Consider the following 21,367-nt stretch of genomic DNA (forward strand, 5'->3'; position numbering starts at 1 on the left):
CCCGGGGCGCATCGTCGGGAATTGGCGCTCCTAGCAAAGCCGCACTAAGTTTCACAATCGTGATGTTCTCCGCAGCCGGTGCAGTCGCACGCTGGATCGCCCCCGTCCTGACCGTGGCCGCCGTCGCCGGTGTCGGCGCCGTCGCCGCGCCGACATCAGTCGGACCGGCACCGTCCGTCCGGCTCGCCGCCGACGGGAACCCGCTGGTCGGGCGGCCGTTCTACGTCAACCCGAACTCCAAGGGGATGCGCGCCGCGCAGGGCAATTCCGACCCGCTGCTCGCCGCGGTCGTCAACACCCCGACGGCGTACTGGATGGACCATCTCTCCACCCCCGCGGTGGACGCCAAGTACATCGCCACCGCGCAGGCGGCCGGCACGATGCCGCTGCTGGCGCTCTACGGCATCCCGAACCGTGACTGCGGCAGCTTCGCCGCCGGCGGATTCGGCTCGGGCGACTCCTACCGCGCCTGGATCGACGGGGTCGCGGCCGCCATCGGTGGCGGGCCCGCCGCGGTCATCCTCGAACCCGATGCGCTGGCGATGGCCGACTGCCTGTCACCGGGCCAGCAGCAGGAGCGCTTCGACCTGATCCGCTACGCCGTGGACACCCTGACCCGCAACCCGGCGACCGCCGTCTACGTCGACGCCGGCCACTCACGCTGGGTGGCGGCCGACGTGATGGCCGACCGGCTGAACCAGGTCGGCATCGCCAAGGCACGCGGCTTCAGCCTCAACACCGCGAACTTCTTCACCACCCAGGAGTCGATGGGCTACGGCGGCGCCGTCTCGGGCATGACCGGCGGCAAGCCCTACGTCATCGACACGTCGCGCAACGGCGCCGGACCGGTTGAGGGAGATCCCCTCTACTGGTGCAATCCCAGCGGCCGCGCCCTGGGTGTGCGTCCCACCACCGACACCGGGAACCCGTCGGTCGACGCCTTCCTGTGGGTCAAGCGTCCCGGCGAGTCCGACGGTTCGTGCCGGGGCGCCGCCAGCGCCGGCACCTTCGTCGCGCAGTACGCGATCGACCTGGCCCGCAACGCCGGGTGGTGACACGGGCGCGGCTGTGAGCCACGCCACCGGTTTGGGACATTCGGTTTCGTTCCGCGCCACCGTCTTATAGACAGTGATGGGGGAAGGGAGACCCATGGAACCCCTGCTGGTGCCGGGACAGACGTGCTGGCGTACGGCACGCGCGGACAGGTTCGCCACGATCATCGACGGCGCCGACTACCTGGCCGACGTCAAGGCGGCGATGCTGCGGGCCGAACGCCGCATCATGTTGATCGGCTGGGACCTCGATTACCGGACCTCCTTCGAACCGGGCGGCGCGACGATGTCGGGCCCCAACCATCTCGGCCTGTTCCTGCACTGGCTGCTGCTGGGGCGCCGCGACCTGAGGGTGTACCTGCTCAAGTCCAACCTGCGCCTGCTGCCGGCGTTCGACGGCTTCTGGTTCGGCGTCACCCCGGTCGCATTCCTCAACCAGATCACCTCGCGCCGAATGCGTTTCGCGGTGGACGGCGCGCACCCCACCGGCGCGGTGCACCACCAGAAGATCGTCGTGATCGACGATGCGGTGGCCTTCTGCGGCGGGATCGACCTGACCGTCGGCCGGTGGGACACCCGCGAGCACACCCCCGACGACCCGGGCCGGAACACCTCGGGCCAGCCCTACGGACCCCGCCACGAGGTCGCGGCGGCCGTCGACGGAGCCGCGGCGCGCGGGCTGGCCGAGCAGGCGCGGGAACGGTGGTACAACGCCACCGGCGAGACGTTGCCCCGACTTCGCACCCAGGAACCGGTCTGGCCCCTGCGGCTGGAACCGTCGTTACGCAACGTCGAGGTGGGAATCGCCCGGACGCTGCCCGCGCTGCGGCAACGCGCCGAGGTCCGCGAGGTCGAAGCACTGGACCTGGCAGCGATCGCCGCGGCCAGGGACGTGATCTACCTGGAGAACCAGTACCTGGCGTCGCGCACGCTGGCTGAGGCCGTCGCCGAACGGCTCCGCGAACCCGACGGCCCCGAGATCGTGATCGTGCTGCCCCGCAGCTCGGAGAGCCGTCTGGAGCAGGAATCGATGGACAGCGCGCGCGAGCGCATGCTGCGGCTGCTGTGGGACGCCGACGAACACGGCCGACTCGGCGTCTACTGGCCTGCCGTCAAGGGCGGCGACTCGGTCTACGTCCACTCCAAGGTCATGGTGATCGACGACAGGTTCCTGCGCATCGGGTCGTCGAACCTGAACAACCGGTCGCTCGGGTTCGACAGCGAGTGTGACCTCGCGATCGACAACGCCGCCGGAGACCGCGACGACGTCTGCCGCCACATCGTCGACACCCGCGACGGTCTGGTCGCCGAACACCTCGGGGTGCCCCAGGAGACCTTCCGCGCCGAGCTGGCCCGCGGCGGGTCCTTCGTCGGCGCGGTGGACGCCCTGCGCAGCACCGGTCGCTCCCTGCGCAGGTTCACCGAGTTCATGGTGTCGGCCGATGCGAGCCCGTTCGCCGAGAACGACCTGATGGACCCCGACCGGGTCCCGCCGTCGCTCACGCAGAGTGCCGTCAGCCTGCTCACCGGCGTGGTGGGCTGGCCCCTGTCCAGGGTGCTGCCGCGGATGTTGTCGTTCGTGCGCGCCGAGACCACCGCGGTCGACAACGAGGCACGCGGCTAGGCTGAGACGGTGTTGTTGTTCTTCGGGTTCGGCACCAAGCAGACGATCCTCGGCGCCGGTCAGGTGCGGACCTGTCCGCGCTGCCACAACACCACCCAGTGGACCCGGATGCGGCAGTACCGTCAGGCGAGTCTGTTCTTCATCCCCGTCGCGCGATGGAAGCGCCGGACATTCGAGGTGTGCGGGATCTGCGGGACGTCCGTCGCCGGCTGATCGAACGCCCGGCGGGCCGGGGCACTAGCCGCGCTGCCCGCCTGTCTCGTCCTGGCGCGCACGCCATGCCGCCATCGCGTCGTCGAGCGACTTGTGCAGCGGCATCACCAGGTTCAGGCCGGTGATCTCGATGACCCGGCTGGTGGCCGGCCCGTCGGCGACCAGAGCGAGATACATCTGTGGGTCTGCGGCGTGCCGGGTCCGGACGAGGACCTCCAGGCCCGCCGACCCGAGGATGTCGACCTTCGAGAGTTCGAGGACGAGGGCGGCGGGGTCGGTGGCGAGTGCGGCGTTGATGGCCTCCACCAACACCGGACACGTGGCGAGGTCGACGGGGCCGTCAGCGCTGATGACGGTGACGCGATCCCGGGTGCTGCTCTCCACGCGCAAGCCGTTCACGCGGGTGTCGGTCGAGCGGGTCACGAGCCGATGTCCGTCGGATTCGCGGTGCTGCACGCCATCTCTGGTGCGTCCGGCATGCCGGTACCTGTCCGCTGGATCTTGCGGCCCATCAACACTCCACTTCGTCTACAGATGAGAACTGCCCTGCCCCGCACCGCTGGTACCCGTATTCGGCGAAATCGACACGTCTCCCGGCCGCACGCGGTATTCGTGCTTGGTGAGCCAGCGCACCCTGATCGACATCTCCGTGCCCCTCCGCGACGGCATCGCCTCCGATCCGCCCGGGTTGCGGCCCCAGCTCGAGTACTTCACCCACCGCGACACGGTCGGCGACGTCCTGGCCTTCTTTCCGGGCGCGACGGAAGCCGATCTGCCCGACGGCGAGGGGTGGGCCATCGAACGTGTGTCGATGACGACCCACAGCGGCACCCACCTCGACGCGCCGTACCACTTCGCGTCCACCATGAACCACGGCGAGCGTGCCATCACCATCGACGAGGTTCCGCTCGAATGGTGCTTCCAGCCCGGCGTCAAGCTCGACTTCCGGCATCTCGACGACGGTTACGTCGTCACCCCCGGCGACATCGACGCGGAGCTCCGCCGCATCGGTCACACGTTGTCCCCGCTGGAGATCGTCGTCGTCAACACCAGCGCCGGAACGCGATACGGCCACGACGACTACGTGCAGCGCGGATGCGGCGTCGGGCGCGACGCGACCCTGCACATGCTGGAGCAGGGGGTACGCCTCACCGGGACCGACGCGTGGAGCTGGGACGCGCCGTTCTCCTACACCGCGCGGCGCTATGCCGAGACCCACGATGCGTCGCTGATCTGGGAGGGTCACCGCGCCGGACGCGACATCGGCTACTGCCATCTGGAGAAGCTGCACAACCTGGAGCAACTGCCGGCGACCGGGTTCCACATCTCCTGCTTCCCGGTCAAGGTCCACGCCGCATCGGCGGGGTGGACCCGAGCGGTCGCGCTCCTCGACGCCGACTGACGATCTGTCGCGGGCTCAGCCCGGAGACGTCCCGACCGCGCGGGTCAGCATCTCGGCGAGCTCGTCGAGGTAGGCGTCGTCGACGGGTCTGTCGTGTAGGACGCGCCAATAGGTGGGCGCCGCGAGCAGGTCGAGCAGAAGCTCGGCCTGCGCAGGGGTCGCCTCATCGCGCTCCACGGCACGGTCGAGGGTCTGCCGCGCCCAGGCCCGGCGGGGTTCGCCGATGTGGGCGGCGCTGGCCTCGGCCAGTGCCGGGCTGCGCTGGTACTCCGCGATCAGGCTCGGCAGGATCGCCCGCAGGCGCGCGTCGGTGAACCAGTCGGCCACCGCCTGCACGATGGCGCGCAGGTCGCCGCGCAGCGTGCCGGTGTCCGGCGGCGGGTCGGTCGGCACGCTGAGCTGGGCCAGCACCGCGGTGACCAGGTCGACCTTGGACGGCCACCGCCGGTAGAGCGCGCTCTTGCCGACACCGGCGCGCCTGGCCACGCTCTCCATCGACAACCTGGCGTAACCGACCTCGACCAAGGTCTCGATGGCGGCGGCGGTGATCGCGTCGGTCACCTCCGGCTTGAACACCGCCGCCCCGGTCGCCGGGCGTCGCGTCTCGGGCATGACGCCACCGTAACGGACGGACGGAACAGACCCGTCCGCTTCCGCGTTACTGTGAACGGGACGGAACCGTCCCGTCCACAGCCCGCGATCACGAGGAGCCCCGATGTCTCATCCCCCCGCGTCTCATCGCCCCGCGTCTCATCACCCCGGGGCGTCCCGCCCGACCACCGCGGCGTCCCGGCCGACCACCGACGAGGCCCGGCGCCTGCACACCAACGCCGTCGTCGACCGCGGGCTGGAGCTGCTGCTGGCGCACGACATGACGGCGTTCGCGCTGCTGTGGGCGCCCGACGGCACGATGGAGTTTCCGTTCGCTGCCGCCGGACAGCCCGCCCGCCTGGACGGGCAGGCCGCCGTCGTCGACTACCTCGCCGGATACACCGCCATGCTCGACGTCCGCGGCATCGCCTCCCAGACCCGGCATCAGACCGCAGATCCGTCGACGGTCGTCGTGGAATTCGAGGTCGAGGGGGTGGCGGTGGCGACGCAGAAGCCCTACCGGCTCGGCTACATCGCGGTGATCAGCGTCGGGGACGACGGCATCGTCACCTACCGGGACTACTGGAGCCCGCAAGCCGCCGCCGAGGTGCTGGGGCAGCCGGCATGAGCGCCCCGATCCTGGTCACCGGCGCGACGGGCAACACCGGACAGGCGGTGAGCCGTCTGCTGACCGCCCAGGGCGCGCACGTGAGGGAGGCCAGCCGCCGGCCCGCGCCCGGCGGCGTGGTCTTCGACTGGTACGACCCGGACACCTACGACCCGGCCCTGGCGGGGGTGGAGAGGATGTACCTGGTCGCTCCGGTCGGCGAGGCCGAGCCCGCCCCGATCGTGGAACCGTTCCTGACGAGGGGGCTTCGGCTCGGCCTGCGTCGCGTCGTGCTCCTCAGCTCGTCGGCGACCGAACCCGCGGACCGCGGGCTCGGCGCGCTGTACCGGCTGGTCACCGAGATCGCCCCGGAATGGGCCGTGCTGCGGCCGTCGTGGTTCATGCAGAACTTTCTCGGCGACCACCCCGTCGCGGCGGGGCTGCGGGCAGGGGTCGTCACGACGGCCACCGGTGACGGGCGTGTCGCGTTCGTCGACGCCGAGAACATCGCGGCTGTCGCCGCGCACTGCCTGCTGCAGGACCGCCCGCCGAACGCCGCCCACGTCATCACCGGCCCGCAGGCGCTGAGCTACGCCGAGGTGTGCGCGCTGGCGGGCGAACTCACCGGACGCCGGATCCGGCACCAGGCCGTCGGCGCCGCCGAGCGCGCCGAACAGATCGCCGCGAGCGGGGTCCCTGCCGACTTCGCCGCAGTGCTCGCCGGCATGGACGAGGCGATCAGCCACGGCTCCGAAGACCGGGTCACCGACACGGTGCCGCGGCTGACGGGCCGCCCGGCGCGTTCGGTGGCGGAATTCCTGGCCCGCCACCGGTCGATGCTGTGAAACATTCCGGAAACACGATCGCCGCGTAGCCGAAACGCGAGCCCGACATCCTCGTTCGGGACCGCCGAAGGAGTCGGACGTCGAAGGAGCCGGGCGTTGAACGAGATCGATCCCGCCGCCACCGCGTGGCTGCTGACCAGTACCGCCCTCGTGCTGTTGATGACCCCGGGGCTCGCCATCTTCTACGGCGGCATGGTCCGCACGACCGGCGTGCTCAACATGATCATGATGAGCTTCATCGCCATCCCGCTGGTCACGGTGTCCTGGCTGCTGGTCGGTTACAGCCTGGCGTTCACCGGGGACAGCGCCGGTGGACTGATCGGCGGGCTCTCCCACATCGGCCTGAGCGGGATCGCACCCGACACGGCGCACGGCCAGGTACCCGAGTTGCTGTTCGCCACCTTCCAGCTCAGCTTCGCGATCATCACTGCGGCGCTGATCAGCGGCGCCATCGCCGACCGTGCCAAGTTCGCCGCCTGGGTGGTGTTCGTCCCGGTGTGGGCGGTCGTCGTGTACGCCGTTGTGGCGCACTGGGTGTGGGCGCCGGGCGGCTGGCTGTTCGACCTCGGCGTGCTGGATTACGCCGGCGGCCTGGTCGTCGAAATCGTGTCGGGCGCTTCGGCGTTGGCACTGGCTCTGGTACTGGGGCCGCGCATCGGGTTCAAGAAGGACGCCATGCGTCCGCACAACCTGCCGTTCGTGCTGCTCGGGGTCGGGTTGCTGTGGTTCGGCTGGTTCGGGTTCAACGCCGGATCGGCGCTGGGTGCCAACGGAACCGCCGCGGCGATCTTCCTGAACACCCTGGTCGCCGGTTGCCTCGGCATGCTGGGCTGGTTGACCGTCGAACAGGTGCGCGACGGCAAGCCGACGACGTTCGGTGCGGCCTCGGGCGTGGTCGCCGGCCTGGTCGCCATCACCCCGTCCTGCGGGACCGTCGACACCCTGGGCGCCGCCGTGGTCGGGATCGCCGCAGGCGTGGTGTGCGCCTTCGCGATCGGCCTGAAGTTCCGCCTCGGCTACGACGACTCGCTCGACGTCGTGGGCGTACACTTCGTCGGCGGCGTCGTGGGTGTGCTGCTGATCGGTCTGCTCGCCACCGACGTGATGACCGGCGGTCCGCGCGGCCTCTTCTACGGCGGCGGTCTGACGCAGCTCGGCAAGCAGGCGCTGGCCGTCGTGGTCGTCGCGGGATACGCGTTCGTCGTGTCCTATGCGCTGGCCAAGCTGATCGACCGCTTCATGGGATTCCGGATCAGCGCCGAGGACGAGACGTCGGGTGTCGACTTCTCCCAGCACGCCGAGACGGCCTACGCCGAGGGCGTGCACGGGCATGCCGCGCCGCGGCGGCCCGGCCTGTTCGGCACACCGGGCGCGCCTGCGCCCCGGCCCGAGCGCGACGACGACGACCGCGCGGAGCCGCAGCGCTGACAAGCCCCTGAACAGGGCATTTCACGAATCTCGAACGGCGGCGTCAACGCAGAGGTGCACGCTCACGGCATTCCCATCGAAGGAGTTGCCGTGCCCAGCGTCGAAGATCGCCCCGTTCCCGCAGAAGACGGCCGGGCCTCCGCCGGTATCGCCGCCGAACTGGCCGGGGCCGGTTTCCCGGACGCCACCGAGGTCGGCCGCGGCGGTGGCGGCGTCGTCTACCGCTGCCACCAGCAGTCGCTGGGCCGCAGTGTCGCGATCAAGGTCCTGGCCTCCGACCTCGACGAGGACGACCGGGAACGGTTCATGCGTGAGGGTTTCGCGATGGGCGGGCTGTCCGGGCACCCGAACATCGTGAACATCCTGCAGGTCGGTGTCACCGACCGGAACCGCCCCTTCCTCGTGATGCCGTACCACGCGCGGGGATCGCTGGCCCAGCGTCTGCGGCGCGAAGGCCCCGTCGCCTGGCCCGAGGCGCTGCGCATCGGAGTGAAGCTGTGCGGGGCGCTGGAGACCGCGCACCGGACCGGGACACTGCACCGCGACATCAAGCCGGCGAACGTGCTGGTCAACGATTACGGCGAGCCCCAGCTCAGTGACTTCGGCACCGCGCGCATCGCCGGCGGATACAAGACGGTCACCGGATTCTTCACCGGCACACTGTCGTACACGGCCCCGGAGGTGTTGGGGGGCCGGCCGCCGACCGCCGCGGCCGACGTCTACTCCCTCGGCGCCACCCTGTACGCGCTGATCGCCGGCGGGCCCCCGCACGAGCGCAGGCCCGACGAGGATCTGATCGCGCACTACCTGCGGATCACCGAGACACCCGTACCCGACCTGCGCCCCCACGGGATCCCCGCCGACGTGTGCGCCGCCGTGGAGCGAGCCATGGCGCGCGAGCCGGGCGACCGGCAGGCGTCCGCCGACGAGCTCGGGCGTGAACTGCAGGAAGTGCAGCGCCGCAACGGGATTCCCGTCGACCCGATGGCCCTCAGCGAGCCGGTGAATCCCCCGGAACCCGCGGCGGCTGGTGCAGGCGAAAGCCCCCGCAGCGTGGTGCCGGAGGCGAGCATGTTCGCCCACACCGCGTCGATCAGCGCGTCGAGTCTGCCCTGGGCCGTGCCCGTTCCGGCATCCGTGTCCCCGGCACCCCTACCTGCGGCACCCACCCCGCGGCGGTGGCGCCGCAGACCGCTGCTGGTCGTGGCCGCGGCACTGGCCGCCCTGCTGGTCGTCGTCACCGGAGTACAGATGGCTCGATCGCCCCGTGAGGCCCGGGAAGCCGCCGGGGCGTCGTCGGCGGTGCCCGCCGCGCAGACGGTGACGGGCTGGACCCCGACCGCCGATGCGCGCGTGGTCCGCGGTGGCGTGGCCACCACCCAAACCGACGGCACCCTCTGGCTTTTCGGCGGCGCAGGTCCAGACGGGCGTGCCGGCGGAGCGCACGAAGGGTACGACCCGGCCCTGGACGGCTGGAAGAGCGGAGAGGACCTGCCGGTCCCGGTCCAGCGGGCCATGGCCGTGACGTGGCGGGGAAACCCCGTCGTGCTGGGCGGCTGGCGCACCGAGGGGACCGACACCGCCGTCGCCACCGATCAGGTGTGGCGGATGGTCGACGGACACTGGACGCAGCTGCCGCCGATGACGGAGCCCAGAGCCGCCGCCGGGGCCGCGGTGGTCGGCGACCGGATCGTCGTCACCGGAGGCGTGGACGCCGACGGCCGCCTGCTGGCGTCCACCGAGGTGTTCGACGGATCGTCCTGGCGGCGCGCGGCGCCCATCCCGACCCCCCGCCGCCTGCTGGGCGCGGCGTCCGACGACGGCCGCGTCTACGCGATCGGCGGGACCACCGGAACGGGCGACCTGAACACCGTGGAGGCCTACGATCCGGTCGCGGACACGTGGGCGACGCTGACGCCGCTGCCCGGTGGGCGCAGCGACGCCGGGGTCGTCGTGGCCGACGGCCGCATCGTGGTCGTCGGCGGGAGCTCCGCCGGGCGCGCCTCCAAAGACGTTGTGGCGCTGGACCTCACGACGACACAGGGGACCGGGACCGCGTGGAGCGACCTGCCCGCGCTGGGTACCGTGCGGCAGGGACCGGCGGTCGCGGCGGTGGGCAAGACCGTGTACGCGATCGGCGGGACCACCGCCGACGGCCGGCTGACCGCATCGGCCGAAGCCCTGAAGCTGCCGCCGCGCCGCCCGCAACCGGCGCCGGCGTGGCGCGCCCTGCCCGACGCGCCGAGCGCCCGCCTGATGATGGCGTGGACGGTGCTCGACGACGAGATCTGGATCGCCGGCGGCATCCACCACGGCGAGACGTTGCGGACGGTCCAGACCTACAACCCGCGCACCGGGCAGTGGCGCGACCAGCCCCCGCTGCCCGTCGGGCTGCACCACGCCACGGCCGTGACCTACCGGGGCGAGGTCGTGGTCATCGGCGGCGCCGGCGACGGCATCGCCAGCGCGTCGAACACGGTGTACGCGTTCCGCGACGGGCAGTGGACCGAGCTGCCGCCCCTGCGGTATCCGCGGGCCGCACCTGTTGCCGCGGTGGTGGGCGACCGGCTGGTCGTCCTCGGCGGGCAGAACGACAAGCAGCTGGTCCTGCAGACCGAGACCTTCGACGGCGACTCGTGGTCGGAGAGCGCGCCGATGCCCACGCCCCGTGAGCATCTCGCGGCGGTGTCCGACGGCGTCCACGTCTACACACTCGGCGGCCGGTCGCTGAGCGCCGACGAGAACTCCGCGGCGGTGGAACGCTTCGACCCGGCCGCCGGCACCTGGGAGCGGTTGCCCGACATGCCCACTGCGCGAGGCAGCTACGGCGCGGCGTTCCTCGACGGGCGCATCGTCGCGGTCGGGGGCGAGGAGCCGACCCGCGTGCTGGACATAGTGGAGATGTACGACATCGCGGCCGGGAAATGGACGGAGCTGGCGCCGATCACCACTCCGGTGCACGGTCAGGTGGTCGCCGCGGTCGGAAACACCGTCTACTGCATCGGGGGAGCCGACCGGCCCACCCACGAGGGGCCTGTGGCCACCGTCGAGGCGCTCGACTTCAGGTAGCGCGCAGCTGGGCGATCGTCACCGCGCCGCGGCGCAGCGCCTCGTTGGCGAGCCGCACGCGGCGATCTCCCTGCGCCGGGACGCCGAACTTCTCGTAGAGGTTCTGCAGGTGCTGCTTGACCGCGGCCTCGCTGACGAACAGCTCGGACGCGATCCCCCGGACCGACACCGGCTCGGGGAACGGGGCGTCGGAGACCAGCGGGCGGCACAGCACGAGGAGGACGTCGACCTCGCGCGGCGTGAGCCGCGGCGGCAGGTCCAGCGGTTGTGCGGAGATCGTCTCCTCTTCCGGCCCGTCACCGTCGTTCCGAACCTCCCAGAAGAGCAGCCGCGACTTTCCGACCCGCACTTCGTCGCCCGAGCGCAGGACCCGCTCTGCGGTGATCCGCTCGCCGTTGAGGTAGGTGCCGTTGCGGCTCCCGAGATCTCGTATGGACCAGGCGAATCCGAGGTTCTCCAACACCGCGTGCAACCGCGAGACGGTCTCGTCGTGTGCGAGGGGGACGGTGTTCGTCGACGACTTCCCGAGGGTGGCCCGTGGGCCGCTCAGCGCGACCAGCTCCCGGCCGGCCGGTGTGGAGATCTCCAGATGTGACGGCACGGCGGGCCTCCTCTCGCGGCAATTCTGACCCACCGGCGTCGGGCCGTGCAGGGAACTCGCGAACGCCGTTGTCCCACAAGCAGTCGCACAACGACACCGCGGACCGCCGGGAAACTCCCGGCGACCCGCGGTTGGTGGGTCAACTCAGTGGCGGGTGATTCGGCGGACGGAGCCGACGACCCGCCGCATCGGTGCGGTGTACAGCAGCGGCTGCCACGGCCACCCGCTGCGACCCTGTCCGCGTGGGGCTTTCAGGAAGGCCAGCCCCAGCACCAGGCCGAAGATCAGATGGCCGACCAACGTGATCGTCACCGTGGCGGTCGTCAGCGGGAACATCATCTGCTGACCGCGCGGCGCCAGGGCCACGGTCGCCATCAGCCCGGCCCATGTCGGGACGACCGCGAACACCACTGCGGCCGCCACGGCGTACACGTTCCGCCAGCGGTCGATGCCGAGCGCGAACGCGACGACGAAGAAGGCGACACCCAGCCCGCCGCCGTCGCCGAGGTAACGCCACACGTAGCCCACCGCGGCGCTACCCGTCGTGTCGGGCTCGCCGGTGACCCAGGAGCCCATCACGGGGATGAAATCGCCCATCAGGCCCAGGATGTGCACGGCGAACAGTCGGGCCCCGTCGTAGACGATGCACGCCACCATACCGGCGATGAGCCCACGCCCGACGATCATGTCGATGCGGTGCGGGGAGAAGACGATCACCGCACCCAGCACGGCGCTCAGCACGATCACCGCCACGGACGTCGTGCTCTGCGGGACCAGGCCGAACACGTCGGCCGAGATCCCCAGGATGGGCATGGACGCCAACGCCAGCACCAGGACGACGCGGGCGGCGGTCCATGCGGTGGGCCTACTGTCGATCGAACTCAGATCGGCGTAGCGCTGCCGGACCGTGTTGGCCACGGTCGCCACCACCGGCAGGTCGAGCGGACGCAGGCGCCGCGTCTCGCCGTCGGCGACGGGGGCCTTCGCCGGGAGTGGGCGGACACGCAGGTCGGTCAGGCGCAGGTCGGTCGGGCGCACGTCGACCGGGCGCAGGTCGATCGGGCGCAGGTCGATCGGGCGGAGACGCACGGTGCGTTCTTCGCGGTGCCGGGTGCCGTCGATGCGTGTCGTGGTGACCATGGGATTCCTCGGGTCGGTTGTCGCGGGGGTCGTTCAGGACGACACCATCGTCGCGTCACCGGCAGGCCCGTCGTAATCCCCGGCGCAGGGAGATCGGTGACCCCGGCGGTGAGGAAAACCTCTCCGGGCGGCAAGGTCGCCGCCGGGGCCCCGGGTGATCGTCAGGTGTTCCTGGCGTAGCGGATCAGGAACGCCGCACCGACTGCGGCCGAGGCCAGACCGACCGCGGTCCACAGCACCAGTGAGAACAGCAGGGTGGCCGAGGACAGTCCGACGCTGGAGAGCACGGACGCCGAGTACAGCAGCCAGAACACGCGATACACCGCCCACAGCGCGGTGACCCCGGCCGAGATGCCGAAGATCAGGCTGCGGGTGCGGTCGACGCGGTCGATCTGCTCCTGGAGGCGGGCGGGAAGGAAGGTCATCGCGGTGGTCCTTTGGTCATGGCCGCCCGGTTGGCGACGTGATGACCTGAGTACATCGGCGGCGGTGGGCTACCGATCCCAACAATCCGGCCTCGCTAGCGGCGCAGCGGAGTAGCTGCTTCGAACGCCGCGGCCCGGCCCGCCGACTGCCACTGCAGCCAGTTCTCCCACCGCCTCAGGTTGAACCGCTGCCAGCGCCGGTCGAGGGCAGGCGAGGCGCGGCGCAGCAGTTCGATCGCGGCGATCAGCGGAGTTCGCAGGCACAGCAAAGCAATTCCCGGAATCGCCGAGGGCAACTCATAGCGTCGGCGGTTCCACGGCAGCATGTACAGGCCCAGATAGCCGGCCTGCACGCGGTAGTGGTACTCGGAGCGCAGTCGCGCGACACCACGCAGCCCCGCCGGAGGTGCGAAGGCGGGGACGAAGGATTCGACGAGTTCGGCGCCGCTGGCCGCGCTGTCGTAGCTGCGGGCGGCGTCGGCCATCAGCAGGATGCGCCAGGCGTCGGCGACACTCTCCGGGAAGTAGCCGTCGCAGCGGACGCCGACCAGATGTCCGCAGTACCGGTTGAAGTGCAGGACGGCCCGCATCTCGCGCGGCGAGGTCAGGTGACCCAGGGGGAACAGTCCGAACGCCGGCGCGACGCTGCCGCCGAGCAGGGTGAGCAGCATCGCCGACTGGCTGATCGGCAAACCCCAACGGCGCGTGTCCCATTCGGGGTGCTGTTGCACCCTGGCCCGCACACTGACATGCATGATGCGCACGTGCAGGGAGATGGCGCGCCCCGGCGAGCCGGGCGTCAGGATCGCCCCCGGCCGGCACACCTCGATCCACCAGCGCGAGGTCTCCAGGTAGCGGTGCAGCGCGCGTTCACCGGCATACCCGCCCGACAGCGAGAGCGGCACGGCCAGCCAGCCTTCGGTGTAGGTGTCGTTGGTGCCGGCGTTGCCCAGTGCCCCGAGCGCATAGGCCCAGCGCCGCCATACCGCCGCGCCCTCCTCCACGAGCTCGGGCACCACCCAGTCGGGCAGCTGCTCGAACTCGTCGAACAGAGCGCGCATCGATTCCGGTGCCTCCGGGACGTTGTCGATGCCGACCCGCTGGGCCTCCTCGACGAGGTCGCGGGCCTTCCGGGCGCCCAGCGGGCCGTGGTAGGTCTCGGCGACGAAGCGTTCGGCCACCGGGTCACCCTCGTTCAGCCCGTCGATGAACGCCCGGGCGACCGCGTCGGACGGGAACGGGTCCACCCCGGTGCACCGCCGCACGAGGGTGCGCAGACGGCGGCGGCGCGCCGTGGTGTCCGGGAAGCGGAAGGCCGTGGGCGCTCCGGCCGGGCGCAGCGCTGGGTTCGCCATCGCTCTGTCATATCCCACTACGGGCCGCACGGCGCTGCTTTCCGGGGCCGACCTCAGTCGTGCGGGCGGGTCACCTCGACCACACCCCCGACACCGCCGTGCGCAGCACGTACTCCTCGAATGACCGTGCAGGTCTACCCAGGACCGCGGCGACGCCGTCGGTCGGTGTCGAGAGCACCCCGCGGTCCATCATCACGAACATCTCGGCGATGTGGTGGGCGTCGTCGGCGGTCAGGCCCTGCTCGACGAGCGCGGCCGTGTACTCGGCAGGCGAGATCTGCTTGTAGGTGACCGGTCGCCCCACGGCCCGGGCGATGACGTCGGCCGCCTCGGCGAAGGTCAGCGCGTCCGGCCCGGACAGTTCGTAGATCCGGCGGGCGTGCGGGCCGGGGTCGGTGAGCACCGCGGCGGCCACGTCGGCGACGTCTTCGATGTCGATCAGCGGTTCGGGGACGTCTGCGGCCGGCAGCGCCAGCTCGCCCGCCAGGATCGGCTCGAGCCACAGTTCCTCGTCGAAGTTCTGCGCGAAGTTGTTGGGCCGCAATACTGTCCAGTCGAGCGTCGACCCGCGGACGGCGTCTTCGGCAGAGCGCATGTCGCGGCCGAATTCCGAGTCACCCCACGTGTCGGCGCCACGCCCCGACAGCAGCACGATCCGCCGTACCCCGGCGCGTTCCGCCCGGGCGACGAAGTCGTGGGCAGGTCCGGGCGTCGCGGGCGCCACCATGTAGACGGCGTCGATGTCTCGCAGGGCGGCGTCCCAGCCGCCCGGATCGGACCAGTCGAACGGTGTCTCACTGGAGCGCGACGCCAGCCGCACCGGGGTGCCGCGCAGCCGCAGCCGTGCAGCGACACGGCGCCCGGTCTTTCCGGTGGCGCCCAGGACGAGAACGGTTTCTGAAGTCATGTCCCCAGTGAACCGAAACATGTCGGACGATTCCATGGGTCTGAAGCCGCATTGCCTGTGAATTCGTCTAAGGTGGGCGCAGTGGACGTCTTCGGAGATCTGTGCCGTGGTGTGCGGGCGCACGGCTCGCTCTTCGGCAGCTCCACGCTGTCGGCGCCCTGGTCCCTGCACTTCGTGGACGGTGCACCGCTGACGTTGTGCACGGTCCTGGGCGGGCGGGGCTGGATCGTGCCGGACCACGGCGAACCTGTCGAACTGCGCGATCGTGACACCGTGGTGGTGCGCGGGCCGGAGACGTTCACGTTCGTCGACGAGGTCGGCACCCGGGCCGAGCCGGTGGCCTGCGGGGAGTTCTGCGCGACGCCCGACCAGGGCGGCACCCGCCATCGGCTCGGCTGGAACGACGGCGACAGCGGCGAATTCGGCACCACGACACTGATCGTCGGCGCATATCCCGTTCGCGGGGAGATCAGCCGCCGGCTGCTCGATGCACTGCCGACGGTGCTGCGCGTCGACGGAGGCGGTACCGGCGACGCCGTGCTCGACCATCTGGCCGCCGAGGTCGCACTCGACATTCCGGGTCAGCAGGTCGTGCTCGACAGGCTCCTGGACTGGATGCTGGTCTGCACGCTGCGCGAGTGGTTCGACCGGCCGGGCGGCGCGCCGCCGGCATGGTGGTCGGCGCAACGTGATCCGGTCGTCGGCGACGCGCTACGGCTCCTGCACGCCGAACCCGCGGCGCCCTGGACCGTCTCCTCGCTCGCGGCGCGCACGGGGGTGTCGCGCTCGACGCTGGCCAAGCGGTTCGCCGATCTCGTCGGCGAGCCGCCGTTGAGCTACCTCACCGGGTGGCGGATGACGCTGGCCATGGATCTGCTGGTCGAACAGGACACGGCGACCGTCGGCGAGATCGCCCGTGCCGTCGGCTATCACGACCCGTTCACGTTCAGCGCGGCGTTCAAACGGGTGCGCGGCGCCAACCCGAGCGAGTTCCGGCGCACGGCGCTGCGCCGCCTGGACGCGGTGGCGCAATCCTGTCAATGACGAGAGGCACTGTGCCTCAGACGTTTTCGGTGCCATCCTGTGACAGGTGGGCCACGGCCTCGTGTAGCAGACCGGTCATCGTGGTCACCAGGTTGTTGGCCTGCTTCCCTCGTGAGTAGCTACGCAGGACGATGCGGCGGGTGCCGAGCCCAGGGACGTCGAGCGTCTCGATGCCGTCCTGCGACGCCCCCTGCAGCGCCAGCATCGGGATGAGTGCCATCCCTTCCCCGGCCGCGACCAGGGCGAGCGCGGTCTGCGTGGCGAAGTAGCGGTGCACGGTGGACTGGTTCATCCCGCTGGCGCGGCGCAGTCGCGCCACCGCGTGGGCGCTGGCACCGGAGAACCCCATGCCCAGCCACGGGAGGGCCAAGCGGCCCAGCTCGGCGACGTCGGAGGCCAGCGTGCCCGCCGGCACCACCAGCTTCCACGGCTCGTCGAGCAGGGGCACCTCGATCATGCCGGCCGGCACCCTCTTCGGAGAGTCCTCCGCGTCGAGTTCGACGATCGCGGCATCCAGGTCGCCGTCTTTGAGGGCGCGCATCAGGGGTTCGGGTTCGGACTCCACGACCTCGAAGTGCACCCCGGGCAGTTGCCGTTTCCACTGCGCCAGCTGGGGGGCCACGACGACCGCCAGGAAGGACTGGAAGCCGCCCAGGCGCATGGTGCCCTGGATCTCGGCGTCCGCGCGCTCGAGCCGGACCTGCACCGAGGCCAGGGTCTGTTCGATCTGCAGGGCCGCCTCGGCGAGGGCGTGCCCTTCCGGTGTCAGCGCCGAGCCATGGGTGGTGCGGGTCATCAGCACCCTGTCGGTCTCCCGCTCCAGCCGGGCGATCTGTTGGGACACAGCCGACGGGGTCATCTGCATCTCGTCCGCTGCGGCCAGCACTCCGCCGGCGCGCGCCACCGCGAGCAGATAACGGAGCCGTCGCGGGTCGATATCCATTCACAAATGCTAAACCGACAGTGCAATCTTATTCAATTGTGTTTAACCCGTTCTGCCGTGATACTCGTTCGCGTCAACGAGTGCAAAGGTGGTGCGCAATGATCGCGGCAGCCCTGGGGTGGGTGGGAACCGTGGGGACGCTTCTTGCTTACCTGATGGTGAGTCGTGGTTGGCTGCAGTCGAATTCACGCCGCTACGCGGTGCTCAACATCGTCGGCGGGATGCTCGGCGGCAGCGCGGGCGCGCTCTACGGCGCGTGGCCCAGCGCGGTGTCGAACTTCGTCTGGGCCGCGGTGGGTGTCGTGACGGTGAACGCCGCATTGCGCAGAAAGACCGTCGTCCCCGCAACCCGCGTGACGGTGACGCACCACTGGTCCGGCCCACGGCAGGACTGCCTCTGTAGTCACTGAGCGCCACCGACCGGCACGTCGCAGGCAGCGCCGAGGCGTAAAATTGCCAGACCATGTCCAGGTTGGCGACGGGTGGTGATGACAGTGGGTCGCGCACACGCTGTCGTCGACAGTGCCGCGGGGCTGGTCCCGTTCGGACATCTCGGTTGGGGATACCGGCACCGGCGCGAGTTCCTGCGCCGCGCCGCGGAATACGCCATCGACGGCCTGCGGTGCGGCCAGTACGTGATCTACGTCGCGGACGGTACACCGAGGACGCTGGCCGCCGAGGCCGATCAGCTGCGCGGTGAGCTCGCCGCCGATGTGGCCGACGGTCCGATCGAGGTGTCGGTGGTGTCGGATTTCTACGAATTCGTCGCCGGCACAGACGTCGTCGATCCCGAGGCCTCCGTGCGACGCCGCGTCGAGGCCACCGAGCGGGCGATCAGCGACGGTCACACCGGATTCCGCGCGATCGTCGACGCCACCGCGGTGTCGCGCACCCCCGAACAGACCGAGGCGTTCTCGGTGTTCGAGTACCTCGTCGACCGGCAGATGGTGTCGCTCCCTGTCTCGGCGCTGTGCGCCTTCGACCGTGCCGGATCGACCACGGGATCGCCGGCACCGGTGTGCATGCACCCCTATGTCAACTCCACGGCCGCATTTCAGCTGTATGCGACCGACGATGCGGACCTCGCCGCCAGCGGCGAGATCGACAAGCACGGCAGCGTGCCGTTCACGCGCGACGTGCGGCGCATCTGGCGGCAGACCGGTCGACAGCACTTCGAGATCGACGGCACTGATCTGGCTGTCGCCGAGATCGACACACTGCGTGTTCTCGATACCGTGGCTCGCGACGACGGTGTGGAGGTCACCCTGCGCACCACCCACCCCGACGTCGCTGCAGTGGCCGCCGCCGGGGGAGACCTGACCCACCTGCGAACCGTGCTGACACCCGGGTCCGTCGCCCAGAACCGAGACGTCGACCTGATCGCCGAAGTCAGCCATCTGCGGACGAAACTGGCCAACGCACCCGCGATCGAACAGGCCAAGGGCATGCTGATGCAGGCTTACGGCCTGACCGACGACGACGCGTTCTGCCTGTTGAAGGTGATGTCGCAGCAGAACAACGCCAAGCTCCGCGACGTCGCCGGCCTTCTGGTCGAGAGGTGGAGATCGGACGGCCCGCGCCCCGACCGGGACGCCGCGACCGACTTCCTCCTGCAGATCCAGAACCTCCTCGGGTGAGACCCCTACTCGGGTGAGACCCCGCCCTCTTCGGATTCCGACGGCAGTGCCTCCGCACCCGGGGTGGCGGGGGTGGTCAAGACTTCCTCGGTCTCGTCCTGAGGCTCAGGCGTTGTCATCGCAGGCTTCCCTTCCAGGTAGTGGGCACGGCACCGTGACAATTACTGAGTGATTCGTAACGACCGTCACGGCACTGCCTGCTTACCCGCCCGCGGGCGGTCGTAACCTTCTCGCGCGGTCAGCTGTCCTGCAGCAGGGCCTGTAAGGCCTCGCGGGTCACCGCTCCGCCGGAGAAGGCCACCATCCGGTCCAGGGGCACCTGCGCCATCATGCGCAGCAGATCGGTGCCCATCGCCTCGGCGTTCGGCATGCCGTCCCCGCCGAGCCGCTGCATCGCGTCGACGAGCGCGGGCCCCACCCTCGGATGGGCCAGGGCCTCACCCAGGGTCGACTGCAGTGTTACGGGCGGCGCGGAGTCCTGGACGCCGAGGTCTGGGGCCACCGGCACCGACGTGGTGAGACGCAGGTCGCGGCTGGAGGCCCCGACCGAGATCGTGTACTCGCCCTCCTCGACGGTCCAGGCGTCGATGTCGACGTTCCAGTAGGCCAGTTCGTCGAGGCCGACATCGATGGTGCACCGAAGGGATTCGCCCGGCTCCAGGATCACCTCGCCGAAACCGACCAGCCAGCGCGGGGGACGGGACACCCGTGATCCCTCGAGACCGGCATACACCTGGACGACCTCGCGACCCTGACGCGGGCCGGTGTTGGTGACCGTGAGGCCCACAGCCAACGTGTCCGCGGCGAGGCGGACGTCGATGTCGTGGTACTCGAACGTGGTGTAGGACAGCCCGTGGCCGAACGGGAATGCCACGGCCCGCTCGGCCGCGTCGTAACCGCGATAGCCGACGAAGACGCGCTCGCCGTAGCGGACGCGACGCGACTCGCCGGGGAAGTTCAGGTAGGACGGCGCATCCGAAAGCCGCTGCGGCACAGTCTCGGCCAGCCGGCCCGACGGGTTCACCCGGCCGAACAGCACGTCGGCGAGCGCTCCGCCACCGGCCTGGCCGAGCAGGGCGCCGTCCACGACGGCCGGTGCGAGCTCGGCGACCGTGCCGGACCGCACCACGCCCCCGTGGGACAGCACCGCCACCACCCGCGGCTGAACCTGCGCAACGGCACGCAGGAGGTCGAGCTGGGGTGCGGGCAGGTCGATGTGCTCACGGTCCCAGCCCTCCGACTCAGCCCCCGAGGGCACGCCGAGGAACACCACGGCGACGTCGGCGTCCGCCGCCTGGCGCGCCGCGTCCTCCCGCAGCGCAGGGCCGTCATCCTCGTGCGTCGTGCTGAAACCCGGGGCGTAGGTGACCTCGCTCGAGCCCGCGCGGCGACGGATCTCCTCCAGCGGAATGTCCAGCGCCGACGGAACGACGTGGGAACTGCCGCCGCCCTGGTAGACCGGCGACTGCGCGAATTCGCCGAGCACAGCGATCTTTTCAGCACCCAGCGGCAGCAGGTCGCCCTCGTTCTGCAGCAGGACGATCGCCTGCGCGGCCACCTCCCGCGCGAGGGCGTGGTGGGCATCGGCGTCGTAGGCCACGCCCGGCTTCTCCCCAGCCGATGCGCGGCGAACCAACCGTGCGACCCGGGCGGCGGCGCGGTCCACGTCGGCCGCGGACACCGCGCCCGACTCGACGGCGGCCACCAGATCGGCGTCGGTGAGCCCGCCGCTGCCGGGCATCTCCAGGTCGAGACCGGCGGCCGTGGCGGACGGGCGGTCGCTCACGGCCCCCCAGTCGCTGACCACGACCCCGTCGAAGCCCCACTCGCCGCGCAGCACCTCGGTGAGCAGCCAGTGGTTCTCGGCGGCGGGAACGCCGTTGATGCGGTTGTAGGAGCACATCACGGTCCACGGCCGCGCGTGTTCGACGATGCGCTGGAAGGCCCGTAGATAGATTTCGCGCAGGGTGCGCATGTCGACGTCGGAGTCCGATCGCATCCGGTCGGTTTCGGTGTTGTTGGCCGCGAAGTGTTTCAGCGAGGCCCCGACGCCCGTGCTCTGCAGACCGTCCACCCACGCGACGCCCAGAGCGCCGGTGAGCAGCGGATCCTCGGAGAAGTACTCGAAATTGCGGCCGCAGCGGGGATCTCGCTTGATGTTGACCGCCGGGCCCAGGAGGACGTCGACCCCGAAGTGGCGGCATTCGGCGCCGAGCGCCTCACCCACTCGTCGCGCCAACGCTGGGCTCCATGTCTGCGCCACCGCGACGGCCGGCGGGAAACATGTCGCGGGCAGTGTCCCCGACGGGTCGAGGTTCATCGTCGAGGTGTCGGAGGGCATCCGCACGCCGTGCGGTCCGTCCACCAGGGCGATGGCGGGGAGGTCGCCCACCGCCTTCGTGCGCCACATGTCCGCCCCGCCGCCCAGCGCCGCCTTCTCCTGCAGGGTCAGGCCCGAGATATCCGATCTGTCAGCCACATTCG

General features: G+C 70.6%; 20 protein-coding genes. 11 read left to right on the forward strand and 9 right to left on the reverse strand.

Annotated elements, in window-relative coordinates; all coding sequences use genetic code 11:
- Window positions 1-62 precede the first annotated feature (62 nt).
- The 3 genes from FHR72_RS03030 (at window position 63) to FHR72_RS03040 (ending at window position 2,889) form a co-directional block, all read left to right on the forward strand.
- Complete coding sequence (locus FHR72_RS03030) at window positions 63-1,055, forward strand: glycoside hydrolase family 6 protein (RefSeq protein WP_183466594.1); 993 nt, start codon at window positions 63-65, stop codon at window positions 1,053-1,055.
- A 94-nt stretch (window positions 1,056-1,149) separates the two neighbouring features.
- Complete coding sequence (locus FHR72_RS03035; protein ID WP_183466400.1) at window positions 1,150-2,676, forward strand: phospholipase D-like domain-containing protein; 1,527 nt, start codon at window positions 1,150-1,152, stop codon at window positions 2,674-2,676.
- 9 nt (window positions 2,677-2,685) lie between these two features.
- A complete protein-coding gene (locus tag FHR72_RS03040; protein WP_183466401.1) occupies window positions 2,686-2,889 on the forward strand; it encodes a zinc-ribbon domain-containing protein in 204 nt (67 codons plus the stop codon).
- A 24-nt stretch (window positions 2,890-2,913) separates the two neighbouring features.
- On the opposite strand, the gene FHR72_RS03045 is transcribed toward FHR72_RS03040, so the two are convergent.
- Window positions 2,914-3,312, reverse strand: coding sequence for an STAS domain-containing protein (locus FHR72_RS03045; RefSeq protein WP_311736033.1), 399 nt, complete (start codon window positions 3,310-3,312; stop codon window positions 2,914-2,916).
- Window positions 3,313-3,508: 196 nt separating this feature from the next.
- Between FHR72_RS03045 and FHR72_RS03050 the strand changes: the two genes are divergently transcribed.
- Entirely contained in the window at window positions 3,509-4,291 is a 783-nt protein-coding gene (locus tag FHR72_RS03050) for a cyclase family protein (protein ID WP_311736034.1), read from the forward strand.
- A 15-nt stretch (window positions 4,292-4,306) separates the two neighbouring features.
- On the opposite strand, the gene FHR72_RS03055 is transcribed toward FHR72_RS03050, so the two are convergent.
- Entirely contained in the window at window positions 4,307-4,903 is a 597-nt protein-coding gene (locus tag FHR72_RS03055; RefSeq protein WP_183466402.1) for a TetR/AcrR family transcriptional regulator, read from the reverse strand.
- Between the two features lie 103 nt (window positions 4,904-5,006).
- On the opposite strand from FHR72_RS03055, the gene FHR72_RS03060 reads away from it, so the two are divergent.
- The 4 genes from FHR72_RS03060 (at window position 5,007) to FHR72_RS03075 (ending at window position 10,831) form a co-directional block, all read left to right on the forward strand.
- Entirely contained in the window at window positions 5,007-5,510 is a 504-nt protein-coding gene (locus tag FHR72_RS03060) for a nuclear transport factor 2 family protein (protein ID WP_183466403.1), read from the forward strand.
- Window positions 5,507-6,334 (forward strand): Rossmann-fold NAD(P)-binding domain-containing protein, encoded by an 828-nt coding sequence (locus FHR72_RS03065; RefSeq protein ID WP_183466404.1) that lies wholly within the window; start codon window positions 5,507-5,509, stop codon window positions 6,332-6,334. The genes FHR72_RS03060 and FHR72_RS03065 overlap by 4 nt, the downstream gene beginning before the upstream one ends.
- Before the next feature lie 96 nt (window positions 6,335-6,430).
- The gene (locus tag FHR72_RS03070) at window positions 6,431-7,762 is read left to right on the forward strand and encodes an ammonium transporter (RefSeq protein ID WP_183466405.1); all 1,332 of its coding nucleotides are present in this window, start codon (window positions 6,431-6,433) and stop codon (window positions 7,760-7,762) included.
- Window positions 7,763-7,852: 90 nt separating this feature from the next.
- Complete coding sequence (locus tag FHR72_RS03075) at window positions 7,853-10,831, forward strand: Kelch repeat-containing protein (protein ID WP_311736035.1); 2,979 nt, start codon at window positions 7,853-7,855, stop codon at window positions 10,829-10,831.
- Here the strand turns inward: FHR72_RS03075 and FHR72_RS03080 are convergent.
- From FHR72_RS03080 to FHR72_RS03100, 5 genes are all read right to left on the reverse strand, one after another.
- Window positions 10,824-11,432, reverse strand: coding sequence for an FHA domain-containing protein (locus FHR72_RS03080; protein ID WP_183466406.1), 609 nt, complete (start codon window positions 11,430-11,432; stop codon window positions 10,824-10,826). The genes FHR72_RS03075 and FHR72_RS03080 overlap by 8 nt on opposite strands.
- Before the next feature lie 144 nt (window positions 11,433-11,576).
- A complete protein-coding gene (locus FHR72_RS03085) occupies window positions 11,577-12,572 on the reverse strand; it encodes a hypothetical protein (protein WP_183466407.1) in 996 nt (331 codons plus the stop codon).
- A gap of 161 nt (window positions 12,573-12,733) precedes the next feature.
- Window positions 12,734-12,997 carry a hypothetical protein gene (locus tag FHR72_RS03090; RefSeq protein WP_183466408.1) on the reverse strand — a complete coding sequence of 88 codons (264 nt, stop codon included), beginning with the start codon at window positions 12,995-12,997 and terminating at the stop codon, window positions 12,734-12,736.
- A gap of 95 nt (window positions 12,998-13,092) precedes the next feature.
- Window positions 13,093-14,352 (reverse strand): oxygenase MpaB family protein, encoded by a 1,260-nt coding sequence (locus FHR72_RS03095; protein ID WP_183466409.1) that lies wholly within the window; start codon window positions 14,350-14,352, stop codon window positions 13,093-13,095.
- A gap of 70 nt (window positions 14,353-14,422) precedes the next feature.
- Window positions 14,423-15,259 (reverse strand): NAD(P)H-binding protein, encoded by an 837-nt coding sequence (locus FHR72_RS03100; RefSeq protein ID WP_183466410.1) that lies wholly within the window; start codon window positions 15,257-15,259, stop codon window positions 14,423-14,425.
- An 81-nt stretch (window positions 15,260-15,340) separates the two neighbouring features.
- Between FHR72_RS03100 and FHR72_RS03105 the strand changes: the two genes are divergently transcribed.
- Complete coding sequence (locus FHR72_RS03105) at window positions 15,341-16,303, forward strand: AraC family transcriptional regulator (RefSeq protein WP_183466411.1); 963 nt, start codon at window positions 15,341-15,343, stop codon at window positions 16,301-16,303.
- Window positions 16,304-16,319: 16 nt separating this feature from the next.
- Here FHR72_RS03105 and FHR72_RS03110 read toward each other — a convergent pair whose 3' ends face one another.
- Window positions 16,320-17,246: a LysR family transcriptional regulator gene (locus FHR72_RS03110; protein ID WP_183466412.1), complete on the reverse strand. Its 927-nt coding sequence runs from the start codon at window positions 17,244-17,246 to the stop codon at window positions 16,320-16,322.
- Window positions 17,247-17,344: 98 nt separating this feature from the next.
- Between FHR72_RS03110 and FHR72_RS03115 the strand changes: the two genes are divergently transcribed.
- Window positions 17,345-17,656 carry a CBU_0592 family membrane protein gene (locus FHR72_RS03115; protein WP_183466413.1) on the forward strand — a complete coding sequence of 104 codons (312 nt, stop codon included), beginning with the start codon at window positions 17,345-17,347 and terminating at the stop codon, window positions 17,654-17,656.
- 84 nt (window positions 17,657-17,740) lie between these two features.
- Complete coding sequence (locus FHR72_RS03120; protein ID WP_183466414.1) at window positions 17,741-18,883, forward strand: MEDS domain-containing protein; 1,143 nt, start codon at window positions 17,741-17,743, stop codon at window positions 18,881-18,883.
- Window positions 18,884-19,121: 238 nt separating this feature from the next.
- Here the strand turns inward: FHR72_RS03120 and FHR72_RS03125 are convergent, their stop codons facing one another.
- On the reverse strand, window positions 19,122-21,362 hold the full coding sequence (locus FHR72_RS03125; protein WP_311736036.1) for a glycoside hydrolase family 3 C-terminal domain-containing protein: 2,241 nt from the start codon (window positions 21,360-21,362) through the stop codon (window positions 19,122-19,124).
- Window positions 21,363-21,367 lie beyond the last annotated feature (5 nt).

Origin of the sequence: Mycolicibacterium iranicum, assembly GCF_014190915.1 — a bacterium.
GTDB lineage: Bacteria > Actinomycetota > Actinomycetes > Mycobacteriales > Mycobacteriaceae > Mycobacterium > Mycobacterium iranicum_B.

Excerpts from the sequence above, each read along its gene's own strand:
- FHR72_RS03095 (WP_183466409.1), bottom strand. The coding sequence starts at position 14,352 with ATGGCGAACCCAGCGCTGCGCCCGGCCGGAGCGCCCACGGCCTTCCGC.
- FHR72_RS03085 (WP_183466407.1), bottom strand. The coding sequence starts at position 12,572 with ATGGTCACCACGACACGCATCGACGGCACCCGGCACCGCGAAGAACGC.
- FHR72_RS03110 (WP_183466412.1), bottom strand. The coding sequence starts at position 17,246 with ATGGATATCGACCCGCGACGGCTCCGTTATCTGCTCGCGGTGGCGCGC.
- FHR72_RS03060 (WP_183466403.1), top strand. The coding sequence starts at position 5,007 with ATGTCTCATCCCCCCGCGTCTCATCGCCCCGCGTCTCATCACCCCGGG.
- FHR72_RS03030 (WP_183466594.1), top strand. The coding sequence starts at position 63 with ATGTTCTCCGCAGCCGGTGCAGTCGCACGCTGGATCGCCCCCGTCCTG.
- FHR72_RS03115 (WP_183466413.1), top strand. The coding sequence starts at position 17,345 with ATGATCGCGGCAGCCCTGGGGTGGGTGGGAACCGTGGGGACGCTTCTT.
- FHR72_RS03100 (WP_183466410.1), bottom strand. The coding sequence starts at position 15,259 with ATGACTTCAGAAACCGTTCTCGTCCTGGGCGCCACCGGAAAGACCGGG.
- FHR72_RS03090 (WP_183466408.1), bottom strand. The coding sequence starts at position 12,997 with ATGACCTTCCTTCCCGCCCGCCTCCAGGAGCAGATCGACCGCGTCGAC.
- FHR72_RS03065 (WP_183466404.1), top strand. The coding sequence starts at position 5,507 with ATGAGCGCCCCGATCCTGGTCACCGGCGCGACGGGCAACACCGGACAG.
- FHR72_RS03055 (WP_183466402.1), bottom strand. The coding sequence starts at position 4,903 with ATGCCCGAGACGCGACGCCCGGCGACCGGGGCGGCGGTGTTCAAGCCG.
- FHR72_RS03035 (WP_183466400.1), top strand. The coding sequence starts at position 1,150 with ATGGAACCCCTGCTGGTGCCGGGACAGACGTGCTGGCGTACGGCACGC.